Genomic DNA, 15,601 nt, shown 5'->3' with positions numbered 1-15,601 from the left:
CTGCAAAATTCCGGCTTCCGGCGCGCCTTGCGTTGCCGCCTTCACGTGCCGATCCGGCTGAGTTTGGCGGATAGCCTTCAAGGCATTGAAATGCTTGTAGCTATGGAGATTTTCCCGAACCGGGAGGGCGCCGGGCGGTCGGCTCTGAAACCAAATGCAGAAAACCATTGGCTTGTGACCGCCGTACGCTTGCGTCTCAGATTGCACTGCGGTAGGGAACGCCAGACTGGAACTAGAAGTCTTCCAGCCTATCTACCTAGGCTAGTTCGACCATGCCAAACCTGCTCAGCCAATATCTGCCGCTCGTCATCTTCATGGCCGTTGCGGCGGTCATCAGCGGGGCCCTGGCGGTGGCGCCATTTTTGCTAGCCTTCAAGGCGCCAGATAGCGAAAAGCTTTCCGCCTACGAGTGCGGCTTCAATGCGTTTGACGATGCGCGGATGAAATTCGATATCCGCTTTTACCTCGTTTCTCTGCTCTTCATCATCTTCGATCTCGAAGTTGCCTTCCTGTTTCCCTGGGCTCTTGCGTTCAAGGCGGTTGGCGCGGCGGCCTTTTGGGCCGTCATGATCTTCCTCGGGGTGCTGACGATCGGCTTCGTCTACGAGTGGAAGAAGGGAGCCCTGGAATGGGATTGAACGCTTCCGTCGAGACCGGCACCGGCTCCGGAACGCTCGTCCATCCCGCGACCGGCAGGCCGGTGCGCGCGGATGATCCGACCTTTCTCGCCATCAGCAACGAGCTTGCCGACAAGGGCATGCTGGTGACGAGCGCCGACGCGTTGATCACCTGGGCGCGCACGGGCTCGCTGATGTGGATGACCTTCGGCCTCGCCTGCTGCGCGGTCGAGATGATGCAGGTGTCGATGCCGCGCTACGATATCGAGCGGTTCGGCTTCGCGCCGCGCGCGTCGCCGCGGCAGAGCGACGTGATGATCGTGGCGGGCACGCTGACCAACAAGATGGCCCCGGCCTTGCGCAAGGTCTACGACCAGATGCCGGAGCCGCGTTACGTCATCTCGATGGGCTCCTGCGCCAACGGCGGCGGCTATTACCATTATTCCTATTCGGTGGTGCGCGGTTGCGATCGGATCGTGCCCGTCGATATTTATGTGCCGGGCTGTCCCCCGTCGGCTGAGGCGCTCCTCTACGGCGTTCTTTTGCTCCAGAAAAAGATACGCCGCACGGGTACGATCGAGCGCTAGGCGGAAGGATTGCGCGGATGAGCGATGAGCTTGAAGCCCTCGGGACTGCGATTGCCGCCGCGCTCCCCGGCGCCGTCGCTGCCAGCACTTACGCCTATGGCGAACTCACGCTCGATGTCGCGCTGGAGCGCCTGATCGAGACGGTGCGCTATCTGCGCGACGACCCGTCGTGTCTCTTCATCTCCTTCATCGATCTCACCGCCGTCGACTACCCGACGCGGGTGCCGCGCTTCGATGTCGTCGTCCATCTTCTGTCGCCGAAGTACAACCGGCGGATTCGGGTCAAGGTCGCGACCGACGAGGACGTGCCGGTGCCCTCGCTCACGGCGCTTTACCCCGCCGCCAACTGGTATGAGCGCGAGACCTACGATCTTTTCGGCATCCTGTTTTCGGGCCATCCCGATCTGCGCCGTATCCTGACCGACTACGGTTTCGAGGGGCATCCGCTGCGCAAGGATTTCCCGATGACCGGCTATGTCGAGGTTCGCTATGACGATGCCGAGAAGCGCGTCGTCTATGAGCCGGTCAATCTGCGGCAAGAATTCCGCAGCTTCGATTTTCTCTCGCCGTGGGAGGGCGCGGTGGATTACGTGCTCCCCGGCGATGAAAAGGCGAGCAAAGAGCCGTCCGCCCCAGCCCCGCAAGTCAAGCCGCAATGACCGATCAGAACGTCCGCAACTTCTCGATCAATTTCGGCCCGCAGCATCCGGCGGCGCACGGCGTTCTGCGGCTTGTGCTCGAGCTCGATGGCGAGATCGTCGAGCGCGTCGACCCGCATATCGGCCTGCTTCATCGCGGTACCGAGAAGCTGATTGAGGCGCGCACCTATCTCCAGAACGTGCCTTATTTCGACCGGTTGGATTATGTCGCGCCGATGAATCAGGAGCACGCCTTCTGTCTGGCGGTCGAAAGGCTGCTCGGCGTCGAGGTGCCGCGCCGGGCGCAATTGATCCGCGTGCTCTATTCCGAGATCGGCCGCATACTCTCGCATCTTCTCAACGTCACGACGCAGGCGATGGACGTCGGCGCACTGACGCCGCCGCTCTGGGGCTTCGAGGAACGCGAGAAGCTCATGGTCTTTTATGAGCGGGCGTCCGGCTCGCGCATGCACGCGGCCTATTTCCGTCCGGGCGGCGTGCACCAGGATCTGCCGCCGGAGCTTATCGCGGATATCGGCGCCTGGTGCGATCCGTTTCTCAAGGTGCTCGACGATCTGCAGGAGCTTTTCATCGAGAACCGCATCTTCAAGCAGCGCAATGTCGATATCGGCGTAGTGAGCCTCGAAGATTGTTGGCGCTGGGGCTTTTCCGGTGTGATGGTGCGCGGCTCCGGCGCACCATGGGATTTGCGCAAGGCGCAGCCCTATGAATGTTACGAGGAAATGGACTTCGACATTCCCGTCGGGCTGCACGGCGACAATTACGATCGCCAGGTCATCCGCATGGAGGAGATGCGCGAAGCCACCAAGATCATGAAACAATGCGTCGAGAAGCTTTCCTCGCCGACCGGGCAAGGACCGGTGCATGTGAAGGGCAAGGTCGCGCCGCCGAGCCGGGCGGAGATGAAACGCTCGATGGAATCCCTGATCCATCATTTCAAACTCTATACCGAGGGCGTCCACGTTCCGGCCGGCGAAGTCTATGCCGCGGTCGAGGCGCCGAAGGGCGAATTTGGCGTCTATCTCGTCTCCGACGGCACCAACAAACCCTATCGCTGCAAGATTCGCGCGCCGGGCTTTGCGCATCTTCAGGCGATGGATTTCCTCTGCCGCAAGACGATGCTCGCGGATGTCAGCGCCATCCTCGGCTCGATCGATATCGTGTTCGGCGAGGTCGATCGATGAACCAGCAGCAACCGATCATCTTCGATCGTGCCACTGGCCATCTTGAGGGCGCGACGCCAGCCGAGCGCGGTGCGATGCTCGCGCTTCAGGCGGGTGCGAAGATCTGCCTGCGGTTCAACATTCGTGGGTTCTCGATCGGCGTGCGCGTCATTTCATCGATGCTGAAGCCGCGCGATATGATCGTTCTGCTTGGCGAGGACGCCCGTTTTATCGTTCCGTTCGCTGATTCCTACTGGAGCTGGCTGGTCGATCGGAACTTCATTTATGAAGACGAGATCGCACGCTTCCTCAGAAACGTCGCCGATGTCGATTATCACTTCGTCGATGGCGGGGCGAACTACGGCTTCTGGTCGGTGCTGGTGTCGAGCCGTCCATTCGGCAATCATGCGGCGACGGCCATTGAAGCTGCATCCGCGAATGTCGCGTGGTTGACCCGCAACGCCGAGCTGAACGGCCGTCGTTTCAAGATTCTGCACTGTGCCATCGGTTCCGCGAACGGGAGCCGCGTCCGGCTCAAAGGCGCGAAACATGAGGCGTTCCATGTCGAGCTGGATTCGGACCGTGATGCCGACGCCGGCGAGAGCGTGGATATGGTGTCGCTCGATGGCCTCGTAGAGCAGGGGATCATCTCGCCGGAGCATCCGCTTGTCATCAAGCTTGACGTCGAGGGCTTGGAGATCGATGCGGTCAAGGGCTGCGAGCATCTTCTTGAGAGCGATACGATCCTCATTCTGGAGGAACACGGCGGAGACCGCGACCACGTGGTTTCGCGTTATCTGCTGAACGATGCCGCCTGCCGCGTCTTCGTCTTCGATCCGGCTTGCGCGCGCTACGTGCCGCTGGACGATCTTTTGATTCTCGACCGCATCAAGGTCAACCGCGCCATCGGCTATAATGTTTTTGCCACCAAGAGCGCGTTCTGGGAAGAAAGGATCAGGTCCATCCAATGATCATCGCGTCGTCGACATCGAGCATAGCGGAATAATCGTCATGACAGTCCGCCGTCTCGCCGAAGTGCAGCCAGACAGCTTCGCCTTCACGCCGGAGAACGAGGCTCTGTGTGCCAAGGAAATCGCCAAATATCCGCCCGATCGCCAGGCCTCGGCGGTGATTGCGCTTCTCTGGCTGGCGCAGAAGCAACATGACGGCTGGCTGCCGAAGCCGGCGATCGAGAATGTCGCGGCCAAGCTCGGCATGGCGCCGATCCGGGTGCTCGAGGTCGCGACCTTCTACACGATGTTCAATCTCGCGCCGGTCGGCAAATATTTCATCCAGTTCTGCGGTACGACACCCTGTGTCCTCGCCGGCGCGAATGTGATCAAGAACGTGCTGGAGAGCCGCATTGGTCCGCAAGGGCATGTGACGGCGGATGGGCTGTTCTCCTGGCTCGAAGTCGAATGTCTCGGCGCCTGCTGCAACGCGCCGATGGTGCAGATCAACGACGATTATTACGAAGATCTGACTGAAGAGAATTTCAACACGCTGCTCGACGCTCTCGCGGCCGGCCGTCCGGTCAAGATCGGGTCGCAAACCGGGCGTAGAACCTCGGAGCCGGCCGGCGGGCTGACGTCGTTGACGAGCCTTTACGGCGTCAACGGGTTGAGCGGTCCGCAATCCGAATCCACGGTGCTTGCGCGCCGCGATGACAATTGAGGCTTGGCGATGCTCGAAGACAAGGATCGCATCTTCCTCAATCTCTACGGCTTCGGCGACTGGCGTCTGAAGGGCGCGCAGGCGCGCGGCGGTTGGGACAATACCAAAGCCATCATCGACAAGGGCAGGGACTGGGTCATCAACGAGATGAAGGCCTCGGGCCTGCGCGGGCGCGGCGGCGCCGGCTTTCCGACCGGCCTCAAATGGTCCTTCATGCCGAAGCCGGACCCGGCGCGGCCGTCCTATCTTGTCGTCAACGCGGATGAATCCGAGCCTGGCACCTGCAAGGATCGCGAGATCCTGCGCAACGACCCGCATCTTCTGATCGAAGGTTGCCTCATCGCCTCCTTCGCCATGCAGGCACATGCCTGCTATATCTACATCCGTGGCGAATACCGGCTCGAATATGCCCGCGTGCAGGCGGCGATCGAGCAAGCCTATGCGGCCAAGCTCGTCGGCAAGGACAATGTCCACGGCTGGCCCTTCGACATTTACGTTCATCACGGCGCCGGCGCCTATATCTGCGGCGAGGAAAGCGCGCTGCTTGAATCGCTCGAAGGCAAGAAGGGAATGCCGCGGATGAAGCCGCCGTTCCCGGCCAATATGGGCCTCTACGGTCATCCGACGACGGTCAACAATGTCGAATCGATCGCCGTCGCACCGGCGATCCTGCGCCGCGGCGCTGCCTGGTTCTCCAGCTTCGGCGCCGAGAACAACAAAGGCACGAAGCTTTTCTGCATCTCCGGCCACGTCAACAGGCCGTGCAATGTCGAAGAGGCGATGTCAATTCCGTTCCGTGAGCTGATTGATCGCCATTGCGGCGGCATCCGTGGCGGCTGGGATAATCTTTTGGCCGTCATCCCCGGCGGCTCCTCGGTGCCGGTCGTTCCGGCGCATGAGATCGCCGACGCGGCGATGGATTTCGATACTTTGCGCAATCTGAAGTCCGCGCTCGGCACGGCGGCGGTGATCGTGATGGACAAGTCGACCGACATCGTCCGCGCCATCACCCGCATCAGCTATTTCTACAAGCACGAGAGCTGCGGCCAGTGCACGCCTTGCCGGGAAGGCACGGGCTGGATGTGGCGTGTGCTGACCCGCATGAGCGAAGGCCGGGCGCAGAAGCGCGAGATCGATCTTCTGCTCGAAGTGTCGACGGAGATCGAGGGCCATACGATCTGCGCGCTCGGTGATGCGGCGGCCTGGCCGGTGCAGGGCTTGATCCGGCATTTCCGCCACGAGATCGAAAAGAAGATCGACGATTATGCGGCCAATCCGCATTCCGAGCCCGTGGCCGGGCTCAGCGCGGCGGCGGAGTAGGGGCGATGGCGGAACCGGGCAAGCTCAGCAAGCTGATCGTCGACGGCATCGAGGTCGAAGTGCCGCCGGAATATACGCTGCTTCAGGCATGCGAGGCGGCCGGCGCCGAGATTCCACGCTTCTGTTTCCACGAGCGGCTGTCGATCGCCGGCAATTGCCGCATGTGTCTTGTCGAGGCGAAGGGCGGTCCGCCGAAGCCGGTCGCCTCCTGCGCCATGGCGGTGCGCGATCTGCGTCCGGGTCCGAACGGCGAGCCGCCGGTCGTCTTCACCAATTCGCCGATGGTGAAAAAGGCCCGCCACGGCGTGATGGAATTTCTGCTCATCAACCATCCGCTCGATTGCCCGATCTGCGATCAGGGCGGCGAATGCGATCTGCAGGATCAGGCAGTCGCCTTCGGTTTTTCCGGATCGCGCTACGCGGAGAACAAGCGGGCGGTCGAGGACAAATATATCGGTCCGCTGGTCAAGACCTCGATGAACCGCTGCATCCATTGCACGCGCTGCGTCCGTTTCACCGCGGAGGTTGCCGGCACGGGTGATATGGGCGCCATTGGCCGCGGCGAGGATATGGAGATCACGACCTATCTCGAAACCGCGATGCACTCCGAACTGCAGGGCAATGTCGCCGATCTCTGTCCCGTCGGCGCGCTGCTGCCGAAGCCTTATGCGTTCAAGGCGCGGCCGTGGGAACTGGCCAAGACCGAGTCGGTCGATGTGATGGACGCACTTGGCTCGGCGATCCGCGTCGATACGCGCGGGCGCGAAGTCATGCGCATCCTGCCGCGTCTCAATGATGCGGTGAACGAGGAATGGATTTCCGACAAGACACGGCAGGTCGTTGACGGGCTCAAGACCCGGCGGCTCGACCGGCCCTATCTGCGCGAGAACGGCAGGCTGCGCCCGGCCACTTGGCAGGAAGCCTTCGCCGCCATTGCTGCCAAGCTTAAAGCCGCGCCGGCCGACCGCGTTGGCGCCCTCGCCGGCGATCTCGCGGCAGTGGAAGAAATCTTCGCGCTGAAGCTTTTGATCCAGAGCCTCGGCAGCACCTCGCTCGACAGCCGCCAGGACGGCGCGAAGCTCGATCCGAAATTCGGCCGCGCCAGCTATATTTTCAATCCGGCCATTGCCGGCATCGACGAAGCCGATGCGATCATGATCATCGGCTCAAATCCGCGCAAGGAATCGCCGGTTCTCAATGCCCGCATCCGCAAACGCTGGCTCAAGGGCAATCTGCTTGTCGGCGTGATCGGCGAGAAGGCCGATCTGACCTACGACTACAATTATCTCGGCGCCGGGCCGGAGAGCCTGGCGCGTTTTGTCGATCATCCCCCGGCGCAGAAGGAGCGGCCGCTGCTGCTTGTCGGTCAGGGCGCCTTGGCGCGGCCGGACGGGCAGGCGATCCTCGCCCAGGCGGCCAAGGCCGCCGTCTCGCTGGGCTGCATCAAGCCGGGCTGGACAGGTTTTGGCGTGCTGCATACCGCGGCAGCCCGCGTGGGCGCGCTCGATCTTGGCTTCGTGCCGGGCGAAGGCGGCCTCGATGCGCAGAGCATGGCCAAGGCCGGCGCGCTCGATGTTCTGTTCAATCTCGGCGCCGACGAGGTCGATATCGCGCCGGGCGCTTTCGTGATCTATCAGGGCACGCATGGCGACCGCGGCGCGCATCGCGCCGATGTCATCCTGCCGGGCGCGACCTATACGGAGAAGCCGGGTCTTTACGTCAATACAGAAGGCCGCGTTCAACTCGCCGAGCGGGCCAATTTTCCGCCCGGCGATGCGCGTGAGGATTGGGCGATCCTGCGGGCGCTTTCGGCCGTCATCGGCGAGACCTTGCCGTTCGATTCGCTGCACGCGCTGCGGCAGAAGCTCTTTGCCGACTATCCGCTCTTCGCCAAGATCGACGCCATCCTTCCCGGCGATCCGGCGGATATTGGCAAGATCGGCGACGGCGGCGCGGCGATAAGCGATGCGCCTTTCGCCCCGGCGGTCGAGGATTTCTATTTGACCAATCCGATCGCGCGGGCCTCGGCTGTCATGGCTGAATGTTCGGCGCTCTCGCGCGGCGAACTGAAACAGGCGGCGGAGTAGAATCGACGATGGCTGAAATTCTGCCGCTTCTGCTGACCCTTCTGAAGAGCGTCGTCCTGCTCGTCGTTCTGCTGATCTTCGTCGCCTACATCATCTACGCCGACCGCAAGGTCTGGGCGGCGGTGCAATTGCGGCGCGGGCCGAATGTCGTCGGCCCCTGGGGCCTGTGGCAGAGCTTCGCCGACTTGATCAAATTCGTGCTGAAGGAACCGATCATTCCGGATGGCGCGAACAAGGGCCTCTTCGTTCTTGCGCCGGTCATCACCGGCTTTCTGGCACTCGCCGCCTGGGCGGTCATCCCCATCGCGAAAGGCTGGAGTGTCGCCAACATCAACGTTGGCATTCTCTATATCTTCGCGATCTCGTCGCTCTCCGTCTATGGCATCATCATGGGCGGCTGGGCGTCGAATTCGAAATATCCGTTTCTCTCGGCGTTGCGTTCCGCGGCGCAGATGGTCTCCTACGAAGTTTCGATCGGCTTCGTGCTCGTCACGGTTCTGCTCTGCGTCGGCTCGCTGAATCTCGAGGATATCGTCAAGGCGCAGAACACGCGCTTCGGCCTTCTCGGCTGGTATTGGCTGCCGCTGCTGCCGATGTTCGTGATCTTCTTCGTCTCGGCTTTGGCGGAGACCAACCGGCCGCCCTTCGATCTCGTCGAGGCGGAGTCGGAGCTCGTCGCCGGCTTCATGGTCGAATATTCCTCGTCTGGCTACCTGCTCTTCATGCTCGCCGAATATGTGGCGATCATCACCATGTCCGCGCTGGGGACGATCCTCTTCCTCGGGGGTTGGCTGTCGCCGGTCCCGTTGCCGCCCTTCACCTGGATTCCGGGGCCGATCTGGTTCGTTCTGAAGGTCTGCTTTTTCTTCTTCATGATTGCGATGGTAAAGGCCTTCGTGCCGCGCTATCGCTACGATCAGCTCATGCGGCTCGGCTGGAAGGTGTTCCTGCCGATCTCCCTGTTCATGGTGGTTCTTGTCGCCGCTGTGCTCCAGCTTACGGGCTGGGGCGGCAGCATGGCGCAGTGAGGTGACGCGATGAAAATCGAAACCGCCGCCAAATCGCTTTTGCTGAAGGAGTTCGTCGGCGCCTTCTTCCTGTCGATGCGCTATTTCTTCAAGCCGAAGGCGACGCTCAACTATCCGCACGAAAAGAATCCGCAATCGCCGCGCTATCGCGGTGAGCATGCGCTGCGCCGCTATCCGAACGGCGAGGAACGCTGCATCGCCTGCAAGCTCTGCGAGGCGATCTGCCCGGCTCAGGCCATTACAATCGAGGCGGGGCCGCGCCGCAACGACGGCACGCGGCGCACGACGCGCTACGATATCGACATGGTGAAATGCATCTATTGCGGCTTCTGCCAGGAGGCCTGCCCGGTGGATGCGATCGTCGAGGGGCCGAACGCCGAATATTCCGTCGAGACGCGCGAAGAGCTTTATTTCGACAAGGTGCGGCTATTGGCGAACGGCGACCGCTGGGAACGCGAGATTGCCCGCAATATCGCGCTTGACGCGCCCTATCGGTAAGGCGATGCGGGCAATGAGGGGGGACGACATCATGGCGATCCATCAGCCAAGCGGGGGCCACGCGGCGCCATGAGCACTGTCACCTTCTTCTTTTATCTTTTTTCCGCGATCATGATCGCTTCGGCTTTCATGGTGATCACGGCGCGCAATCCGGTTCATTCGGTCCTGTTTCTCATCCTCGCCTTCGTCAATGCGGCCGGGCTTTTCCTGCTGCTCGGCGCGGAATTTTTGGCGATGATCCTCGTCATAGTCTATGTCGGTGCGGTGGCGGTGCTTTTCCTCTTCGTCGTCATGATGCTCGATGTCGATTTCGCCGAATTGAAGCAGGGCTTTCAACGCAATCTGCCCTTCGGCGTGACCATCGGCGGCATCGTCCTTGTCGAACTCGCCTTTTGCGTTGCGGCCTGGCGCCTCAGCGCCGGCGCGCTGACGCAGACGCAATCGCCGACGCCGCACGGCCTCACCAACACGGCGGCGCTCGGACACGTCCTTTACACGCAATATGCCTATCTGTTCGAGGCGTCCGGCCTCGTGCTGCTGACGGCCATGATCGGCGCCATCGTGCTCACCCTGCAACATAAGGCGGGCGTGAAGCGCCAGAATATCGCCGAGCAGAACGCGCGCACGGCCGTCACGGCCGTCGAGCTGAAGAAACAGCCTTCGCGGGCGGGGGTGTAGGATGCAGATCGCGCTTGGTCATTATCTCGTCGTCGCAGCGATCCTGTTCACGCTCGGCATCGCCGGCATCATCGTCAACCGCAAGAACATCATCGTCATCCTGATGTCGGTCGAGCTGATCCTGCTGTCGGTCAACATCAACCTCGTCGCTTTCTCGGCCTTTCTCGGCGATCTCACCGGCCAGGTCTTCGCGCTCTTCGTGCTGACGGTCGCGGCGGCCGAGGCGGCGATCGGCCTCGCCATTCTCGTGACCTATTATCGCAACCGCGGCACCATCGCGGTTGAAGACATCAACCTGATGAAGGGCTGAGCCGGATGTATCAGGCGATCGTCTTTCTTCCGCTTGCGGGCTTCCTCATCGCCGGCCTTTTCGGCCGTTTCATCGGGCCGCGCCCCTCCGAGCTCATCACGACGAGCCTGCTGTTCGTCGCGGCGGCGCTGGCCTGGGTGACCTTCGTCGGCTTTCTCTCCGGGCAGACCCCGAGTTCGATCGATCTTATCACGAACTGGTTCAATTCAGGCTCGCTGCATGTCGAATGGGCGATGCGCGTCGATACGCTGACCGCTGTCATGCTGGTCGTCGTGACGACCGTATCCGCGCTCGTCCATCTCTACTCGATCGGCTACATGAACGAGGATCCCTCGCGGCCGCGTTTCTTCGCCTATCTGTCGCTCTTCACCTTCGCCATGCTCATGCTGGTGACGTCCGACAATCTGGTACAGATGTTTTTCGGCTGGGAGGGCGTCGGTCTCGCCTCCTATCTGCTCATCGGCTTCTGGTATCAGAAGCCCTCGGCCAATGCGGCGGCGATCAAGGCTTTCGTCGTCAATCGTGTTGGCGACTTCGGCTTTACACTTGGTATTTTCCTCGTTTTCGTCCTGACCAATTCGGTCGCTTTCGATCCGATCTTCGCCGCGGCGCCGGGCCTCGCCCACAAGACCATTCACGTGTTCGGCGGCGATTTCGATGCGCTGACGGTCACCTGCCTGCTGCTCTTCATGGGCGCGATGGGCAAATCGGCGCAATTCCTGCTGCACACCTGGCTGCCGGACGCGATGGAAGGCCCGACGCCCGTCTCGGCCTTGATCCATGCGGCGACGATGGTGACGGCTGGCGTCTTCATGGTCGCGCGCCTCTCGCCCTTATTCGAGCAATCGCCGGAGGCGCTTAGCTTCGTCACTTTCATCGGTGGCACGACGGCCTTTTTCGCGGCGACCGTCGGCCTCGTGCAGAACGATATCAAGCGCGTCATCGCCTATTCGACCTGTTCGCAGCTTGGCTATATGTTCGTCGGTCTCGGCGTCGGCGGGTATTCCCTCGGCATCTTCCACCTCTTCACGCATGCTTTCTTCAAGGCGCTTCTCTTCCTCGGCGCTGGCTCGGTCATCGTCGCGATGCATCACGAGCAGGACATGCGCAAGATGGGCGGGCTGGCGCGGAAAATCCCCGCGACTTTCCTCATGATGCTTGTCGGCACTCTGGCACTGACGGGCTTCCCGCTGACCGCCGGTTATTTCTCGAAGGACGCGATCATCGAGGCGTCCTACGCGGGGCATGGCTGGACGGCGACCTATGCCTTCATTCTCGTCACAATCGCGGCGGGGCTCACGTCCTTCTATTCCTGGCGGCTCGTGTTCATGACCTTCTTCGGTCCGGCGCATTGGCAGGCAGCGCACGAAGAGGCCGCCCACGACCATGCGCATGATGATCACGCACACGGCCATGATGATCACGGGCATGACGCGCACGGCGATCATGCCCATGCGCTCGATCCGCATGAATCGCCCGTGGTGATGATGATCCCGCTTTATGTTCTGGCGCTCGGCGCGCTGGCAGCCGGCCTCGTCTTCAAACATTATTTCATCGGCAGCGGAGCTGATGCGTTCTGGAAGTCGTCGCTCTTCTATGGCCCGGCGAACCACATTCTCGAAGCGATGGAGCATGTGCCGCCGCTGGTGAGCCTGGCCCCCACACTGATGATGGTCGGCGGGTTCTTCGTCGCGCTTTATGTCTATATTCTCGCACCGGGCACGGCGCAGAAATGGGCGGATGCGCTGCCGGGGCTTTACCGCTTCCTGCTCAACAAATGGTATTTCGACGAGCTTTATGACCGCATCTTCGTGAAGCCGGCCTTCTGGCTCGGCAATCTGTTCTGGAAGGGCGGCGATCAGAACATCATCGATAGGCTCGGGCCGGACGGCGTCGCGGCGCGCGTTGTCGACGTGACCAAGAGTGTCGTGCGGCTCCAGACCGGCTATCTCTATCATTATGCCTTCGCCATGCTGATCGGCGTCGCGGCGCTCATCACTTATTATCTCGTTGGGAGCCTGCGCTGATGTTCGGTTTCGGCATTCTCACCGGGCTCACTTTTCTGCCGCTGGTCGGCGTCGCCTTTATCCTTACGCTGCGTGGCGACGACGAGGCGGCGAAGGCGAACGCGCGCTGGGCGGCGCTAGCGACAACGCTCATCACCTTCGTGCTTTCGCTAGTCGTCTATGCGCGGCTCGATCTCAGCTCTTCGGCCTTCCAACTCGTCGAGGAGAAACACTGGTTCGGCGGCGGTCTCGTCTACAAGCTCGGTCTCGACGGGCTTTCGGCGCCCTTCGTCGTGCTGACCACGTTCCTCATGCCGTTCTGCATCCTGGCCTCGTGGCAGTCGATCCAGAACCGGGTGAAGGAATATATGATCGCCTTCCTCGTGCTGGAGACGCTGATGGTCGGCGTGTTCTGCGCGCTGGATCTCGTTCTCTTTTATCTGTTCTTCGAGGGCGGCCTCATCCCGATGTTTCTCATCATCGGCATCTGGGGCGGCAAGAGGCGCGTCTACGCTGCGTTCAAGTTCTTCCTCTATACGCTGCTCGGCTCGCTGTTGATGCTCGTCGCCATCCTGGCGATGTATACCTATGCCCATACGACGGACATCACCGTCCTGCTGAAGACCGATTTCCCGGCCTCGATGCAGAAATGGCTGTGGCTCGCCTTCTTCGCCTCTTTCGCGGTGAAGATGCCGATGTGGCCGGTCCATACCTGGCTGCCGGATGCGCATGTCGAGGCGCCGACGGCCGGCTCGGTGATCCTTGCCGGCGTGCTCCTGAAGATGGGCGGATACGGCTTCCTACGTTTCTCGCTGCCGATGTTTGCCGATGCTTCGGTCTATTTCGCGCCGCTCATCTATGCGCTGTCGGTGATCGCGATCATCTACACCTCGCTTGTCGCGCTGGTGCAGACCGATATGAAGAAGCTCATCGCCTATTCGTCGATCGCGCATATGGGTTTCGTCACGATCGGTCTGTTCTCGATGACACAGCAGGGCATCGAGGGCGCGATCTTTCTGATGATCTCGCACGGCCTCGTCTCCGCCGCGCTATTCCTCTGCGTCGGCGTCGTTTACGACCGGATGCACACCCGCGAGATCGCCGCCTATGGCGGCCTCGTGGAGCGGATGCCGCTCTATGCGGTCGCGTTCATGATTTTCACCATGGCCAATATCGGGCTACCGGGCACCTCTGGCTTCATCGGCGAATTCCTCACCATGCTCGGCGTCTTCCGCGTCAACACGTGGGTGGCGGCCTTCGCGGCTTTGGGGACGATCCTTTCGGCGGCTTATGCGCTTTATCTCTATCGCCGCGTCATCTTCGGTGTGCTCGACAAGACGAGCCTGCAGAACATTCTCGATCTCTCGCCGCGCGAGATTGTCGTGCTGGCGCCTTTGATCCTGCTCGTCCTCTATTATGGCGTGCATCCAGCGCCGATTCTTGACAGCTCGGCCAGTTCGGTCGCGAGCCTCATTCACAGCGCCGGCGCGCGCTTGGCGTCGCTGCATCCCGCGGTGCTGCAACTGGCAGGTTTCTCCGAATGAGCACTTTCGGCATTCTTTTCGCGCTCGCCCACAGTCTTCCGGAGACGATCCTCGCGCTTGGCGTTCTCATCCTCATATTGATCGGCGCTCTGCGGCCGCGGGCGGAGCTTTTGATCACCGAGCTTGCCGTCGGCATCCTCGGCCTTGCGCTGCTGTCGCTTTTCAGCGGCAGGTCGAATGCTGTGCTATTTGGCGGTGCCTTCATCGACGATGGCTTTGGCCGCTTCGCGAAGGGGCTCTGCTACGCCGGCTCGATCGTCACATTGCTGATCGCGCATAATTTTCTGGTGCGGGAGAAGATCAACAAGTTCGAGTTTCCGGTGCTCGTACTGCTGTCGACCCTCGGCATGTCCATGTTGATTTCAGCCGATGGTCTCATCGCGCTTTATCTCGGCCTCGAATTGATGTCGCTTGCGCTTTACGTCGTTGCTGCCTTCCATCGCGACGACGCGAAAGCCTCCGAGGCTGGGCTCAAATATTTCGTCCTCGGTGCGCTGTCGTCGGGCATGCTGCTTTATGGCGCTTCGCTGCTTTACGGCTTTGCCGGAACGGTCTCCTTCGCCGGCATCGCGTCGGCGGTGAGCGGCACGCCCTCGCTCGGGGTGATCTTCGGTCTCGTCTTCCTGCTCGCGGGCCTGGCGTTCAAGATTTCCGCCGTGCCCTTCCACATGTGGACGCCCGACGTCTATCAGGGTGCGCCGACTCCGGTGACGGCCTTCTTCGCTTCGGCGCCGAAAGTCGCCGCCTTCGCCGTTGTCGTGCGCGTCATCATCAGCGTTTTCCCGGGTGTTGCGCCGCAGTCGCAAGGAATCATCATCTTCCTGTCGATTCTGTCGATGGTGCTCGGCTCTTTCGCCGCCATCGGCCAGCAGAACATCAAGCGGCTGATGGCTTATTCCTCGATCGGGCATGTCGGTTTCGCGCTGGTGGGTCTTGCCGCGCATAATGAGACGGGCGTCGCCGGCGTTCTGTTCTATCTCAGCGTATATGTCGTCATGGTTCTCGGCACTTTCGCCGCGATCCTGTCGATGCGCATCGACGGTAAAGCGGTCGAGAACATCAGCGATCTTTCCGGCCTCGCGCGCACCGATGGCAGCATGGCCTTTTATCTGTCGATGCTGATGTTCTCGCTGGCGGGCGTTCCGCCGCTCGCGGGTTTCTTCGCCAAATTCTATGTTTTCGACGCCGCGGTGCAGGCCCATCTTTACGGGCTCGCCGTCATCGGCTTCCTCACCAGCGTCGTCGCGGCCTATTATTATCTGCGTGTCGTCAAGATCATCTATTTCGACGAGCCGGTGGCGGCGTTCGACAAGGCGCCCGCAACGCTACGCGTCGTCCTCGCCGCGGCGGGGCTCTTCGTCCTGCTGCTCTTTGCCTATCCGGCGCCCTTCGTCGCCGCGACCGCGGCCGCGGCCAAGACGCTGTTCTGA

Annotated in this window: 15 protein-coding genes; all 15 read left to right on the top strand. The window is 61.5% G+C overall.

Translation table 11 applies throughout. The features are described from left to right. The first annotated feature begins 272 nt into the window (after positions 1-272). The 15 genes from CWB41_RS00900 to nuoN all read left to right on the top strand — a co-directional run bounded on the left by CWB41_RS00900 (position 273) and on the right by nuoN (position 15,601). Complete coding sequence (locus tag CWB41_RS00900) at positions 273-638, top strand: NADH-quinone oxidoreductase subunit A (RefSeq protein WP_115835847.1); 366 nt, start codon at positions 273-275, stop codon at positions 636-638. Next, positions 629-1,204, top strand: a complete 576-nt coding sequence (locus CWB41_RS00895; RefSeq protein ID WP_115835848.1) for a NuoB/complex I 20 kDa subunit family protein — start codon at positions 629-631, stop codon at positions 1,202-1,204. The genes CWB41_RS00900 and CWB41_RS00895 overlap by 10 nt, the downstream gene beginning before the upstream one ends. Positions 1,205-1,221: 17 nt before the next feature. Beyond that, positions 1,222-1,863, top strand: a complete 642-nt coding sequence (locus CWB41_RS00890) for an NADH-quinone oxidoreductase subunit C (RefSeq protein WP_115835849.1) — start codon at positions 1,222-1,224, stop codon at positions 1,861-1,863. After that, positions 1,860-3,047: an NADH-quinone oxidoreductase subunit D gene (locus CWB41_RS00885; RefSeq protein WP_115835850.1), complete on the top strand. Its 1,188-nt coding sequence runs from the start codon at positions 1,860-1,862 to the stop codon at positions 3,045-3,047. Before CWB41_RS00890 ends, CWB41_RS00885 begins: the two co-directional genes overlap by 4 nt. Next, a complete protein-coding gene (locus tag CWB41_RS00880; RefSeq protein WP_115835851.1) occupies positions 3,044-3,997 on the top strand; it encodes an FkbM family methyltransferase in 954 nt (317 codons plus the stop codon). The genes CWB41_RS00885 and CWB41_RS00880 overlap by 4 nt, the downstream gene beginning before the upstream one ends. 40 nt (positions 3,998-4,037) lie before the next feature. Continuing rightward, positions 4,038-4,700 (top strand): NADH-quinone oxidoreductase subunit NuoE, encoded by a 663-nt coding sequence (gene nuoE / locus CWB41_RS00875; RefSeq protein ID WP_115835852.1) that lies wholly within the window; start codon positions 4,038-4,040, stop codon positions 4,698-4,700. Positions 4,701-4,709: 9 nt separating this feature from the next. Further along, on the top strand, positions 4,710-6,020 hold the full coding sequence (nuoF, locus tag CWB41_RS00870) for an NADH-quinone oxidoreductase subunit NuoF (RefSeq protein ID WP_115836355.1): 1,311 nt from the start codon (positions 4,710-4,712) through the stop codon (positions 6,018-6,020). Positions 6,021-6,025: 5 nt separating this feature from the next. Next, a complete protein-coding gene (nuoG, locus tag CWB41_RS00865; protein ID WP_115835853.1) occupies positions 6,026-8,107 on the top strand; it encodes an NADH-quinone oxidoreductase subunit NuoG in 2,082 nt (693 codons plus the stop codon). A gap of 8 nt (positions 8,108-8,115) precedes the next feature. Next, complete coding sequence (nuoH, locus tag CWB41_RS00860; protein WP_115835854.1) at positions 8,116-9,135, top strand: NADH-quinone oxidoreductase subunit NuoH; 1,020 nt, start codon at positions 8,116-8,118, stop codon at positions 9,133-9,135. Between the two features lie 9 nt (positions 9,136-9,144). Continuing rightward, complete coding sequence (gene nuoI, locus CWB41_RS00855; RefSeq protein WP_115835855.1) at positions 9,145-9,633, top strand: NADH-quinone oxidoreductase subunit NuoI; 489 nt, start codon at positions 9,145-9,147, stop codon at positions 9,631-9,633. A 69-nt stretch (positions 9,634-9,702) separates the two neighbouring features. Next, a complete protein-coding gene (locus tag CWB41_RS00850) occupies positions 9,703-10,311 on the top strand; it encodes an NADH-quinone oxidoreductase subunit J (protein WP_115835856.1) in 609 nt (202 codons plus the stop codon). A 1-nt stretch (position 10,312) separates the two neighbouring features. Continuing rightward, entirely contained in the window at positions 10,313-10,621 is a 309-nt protein-coding gene (gene nuoK, locus CWB41_RS00845; protein WP_115835857.1) for an NADH-quinone oxidoreductase subunit NuoK, read from the top strand. A gap of 5 nt (positions 10,622-10,626) precedes the next feature. Next, the gene (gene nuoL, locus CWB41_RS00840) at positions 10,627-12,648 is read left to right on the top strand and encodes an NADH-quinone oxidoreductase subunit L (protein ID WP_115835858.1); all 2,022 of its coding nucleotides are present in this window, start codon (positions 10,627-10,629) and stop codon (positions 12,646-12,648) included. Beyond that, the gene (locus tag CWB41_RS00835; RefSeq protein WP_115835859.1) at positions 12,648-14,171 is read left to right on the top strand and encodes an NADH-quinone oxidoreductase subunit M; all 1,524 of its coding nucleotides are present in this window, start codon (positions 12,648-12,650) and stop codon (positions 14,169-14,171) included. Before nuoL ends, CWB41_RS00835 begins: the two co-directional genes overlap by 1 nt. Beyond that, positions 14,168-15,601: an NADH-quinone oxidoreductase subunit NuoN gene (gene nuoN, locus CWB41_RS00830; protein ID WP_115835860.1), complete on the top strand. Its 1,434-nt coding sequence runs from the start codon at positions 14,168-14,170 to the stop codon at positions 15,599-15,601. The genes CWB41_RS00835 and nuoN overlap by 4 nt, the downstream gene beginning before the upstream one ends.

Origin of the sequence: Methylovirgula ligni (assembly GCF_004135935.1) — a bacterium.
GTDB classification, from domain to species: domain Bacteria; phylum Pseudomonadota; class Alphaproteobacteria; order Rhizobiales; family Beijerinckiaceae; genus Methylovirgula; species Methylovirgula ligni.
Note: the sequence above shows the minus strand (reverse complement) of the source record. Positions and strands in the feature narration are given on the sequence as shown.

Bases quoted from the DNA above. Each gene is read 5' to 3' on its own strand.
- CWB41_RS00900 (WP_115835847.1), top strand. From the start codon at position 273: ATGCCAAACCTGCTCAGCCAATATCTGCCGCTCGTCATCTTCATGGCC.
- CWB41_RS00895 (WP_115835848.1), top strand. From the start codon at position 629: ATGGGATTGAACGCTTCCGTCGAGACCGGCACCGGCTCCGGAACGCTC.
- CWB41_RS00890 (WP_115835849.1), top strand. From the start codon at position 1,222: ATGAGCGATGAGCTTGAAGCCCTCGGGACTGCGATTGCCGCCGCGCTC.
- CWB41_RS00885 (WP_115835850.1), top strand. From the start codon at position 1,860: ATGACCGATCAGAACGTCCGCAACTTCTCGATCAATTTCGGCCCGCAG.
- CWB41_RS00880 (WP_115835851.1), top strand. From the start codon at position 3,044: ATGAACCAGCAGCAACCGATCATCTTCGATCGTGCCACTGGCCATCTT.
- nuoE (WP_115835852.1), top strand. From the start codon at position 4,038: ATGACAGTCCGCCGTCTCGCCGAAGTGCAGCCAGACAGCTTCGCCTTC.
- nuoF (WP_115836355.1), top strand. From the start codon at position 4,710: ATGCTCGAAGACAAGGATCGCATCTTCCTCAATCTCTACGGCTTCGGC.
- nuoG (WP_115835853.1), top strand. From the start codon at position 6,026: ATGGCGGAACCGGGCAAGCTCAGCAAGCTGATCGTCGACGGCATCGAG.
- nuoH (WP_115835854.1), top strand. From the start codon at position 8,116: ATGGCTGAAATTCTGCCGCTTCTGCTGACCCTTCTGAAGAGCGTCGTC.
- nuoI (WP_115835855.1), top strand. From the start codon at position 9,145: ATGAAAATCGAAACCGCCGCCAAATCGCTTTTGCTGAAGGAGTTCGTC.
- CWB41_RS00850 (WP_115835856.1), top strand. From the start codon at position 9,703: ATGAGCACTGTCACCTTCTTCTTTTATCTTTTTTCCGCGATCATGATC.
- nuoK (WP_115835857.1), top strand. From the start codon at position 10,313: ATGCAGATCGCGCTTGGTCATTATCTCGTCGTCGCAGCGATCCTGTTC.
- nuoL (WP_115835858.1), top strand. From the start codon at position 10,627: ATGTATCAGGCGATCGTCTTTCTTCCGCTTGCGGGCTTCCTCATCGCC.
- CWB41_RS00835 (WP_115835859.1), top strand. From the start codon at position 12,648: ATGTTCGGTTTCGGCATTCTCACCGGGCTCACTTTTCTGCCGCTGGTC.
- nuoN (WP_115835860.1), top strand. From the start codon at position 14,168: ATGAGCACTTTCGGCATTCTTTTCGCGCTCGCCCACAGTCTTCCGGAG.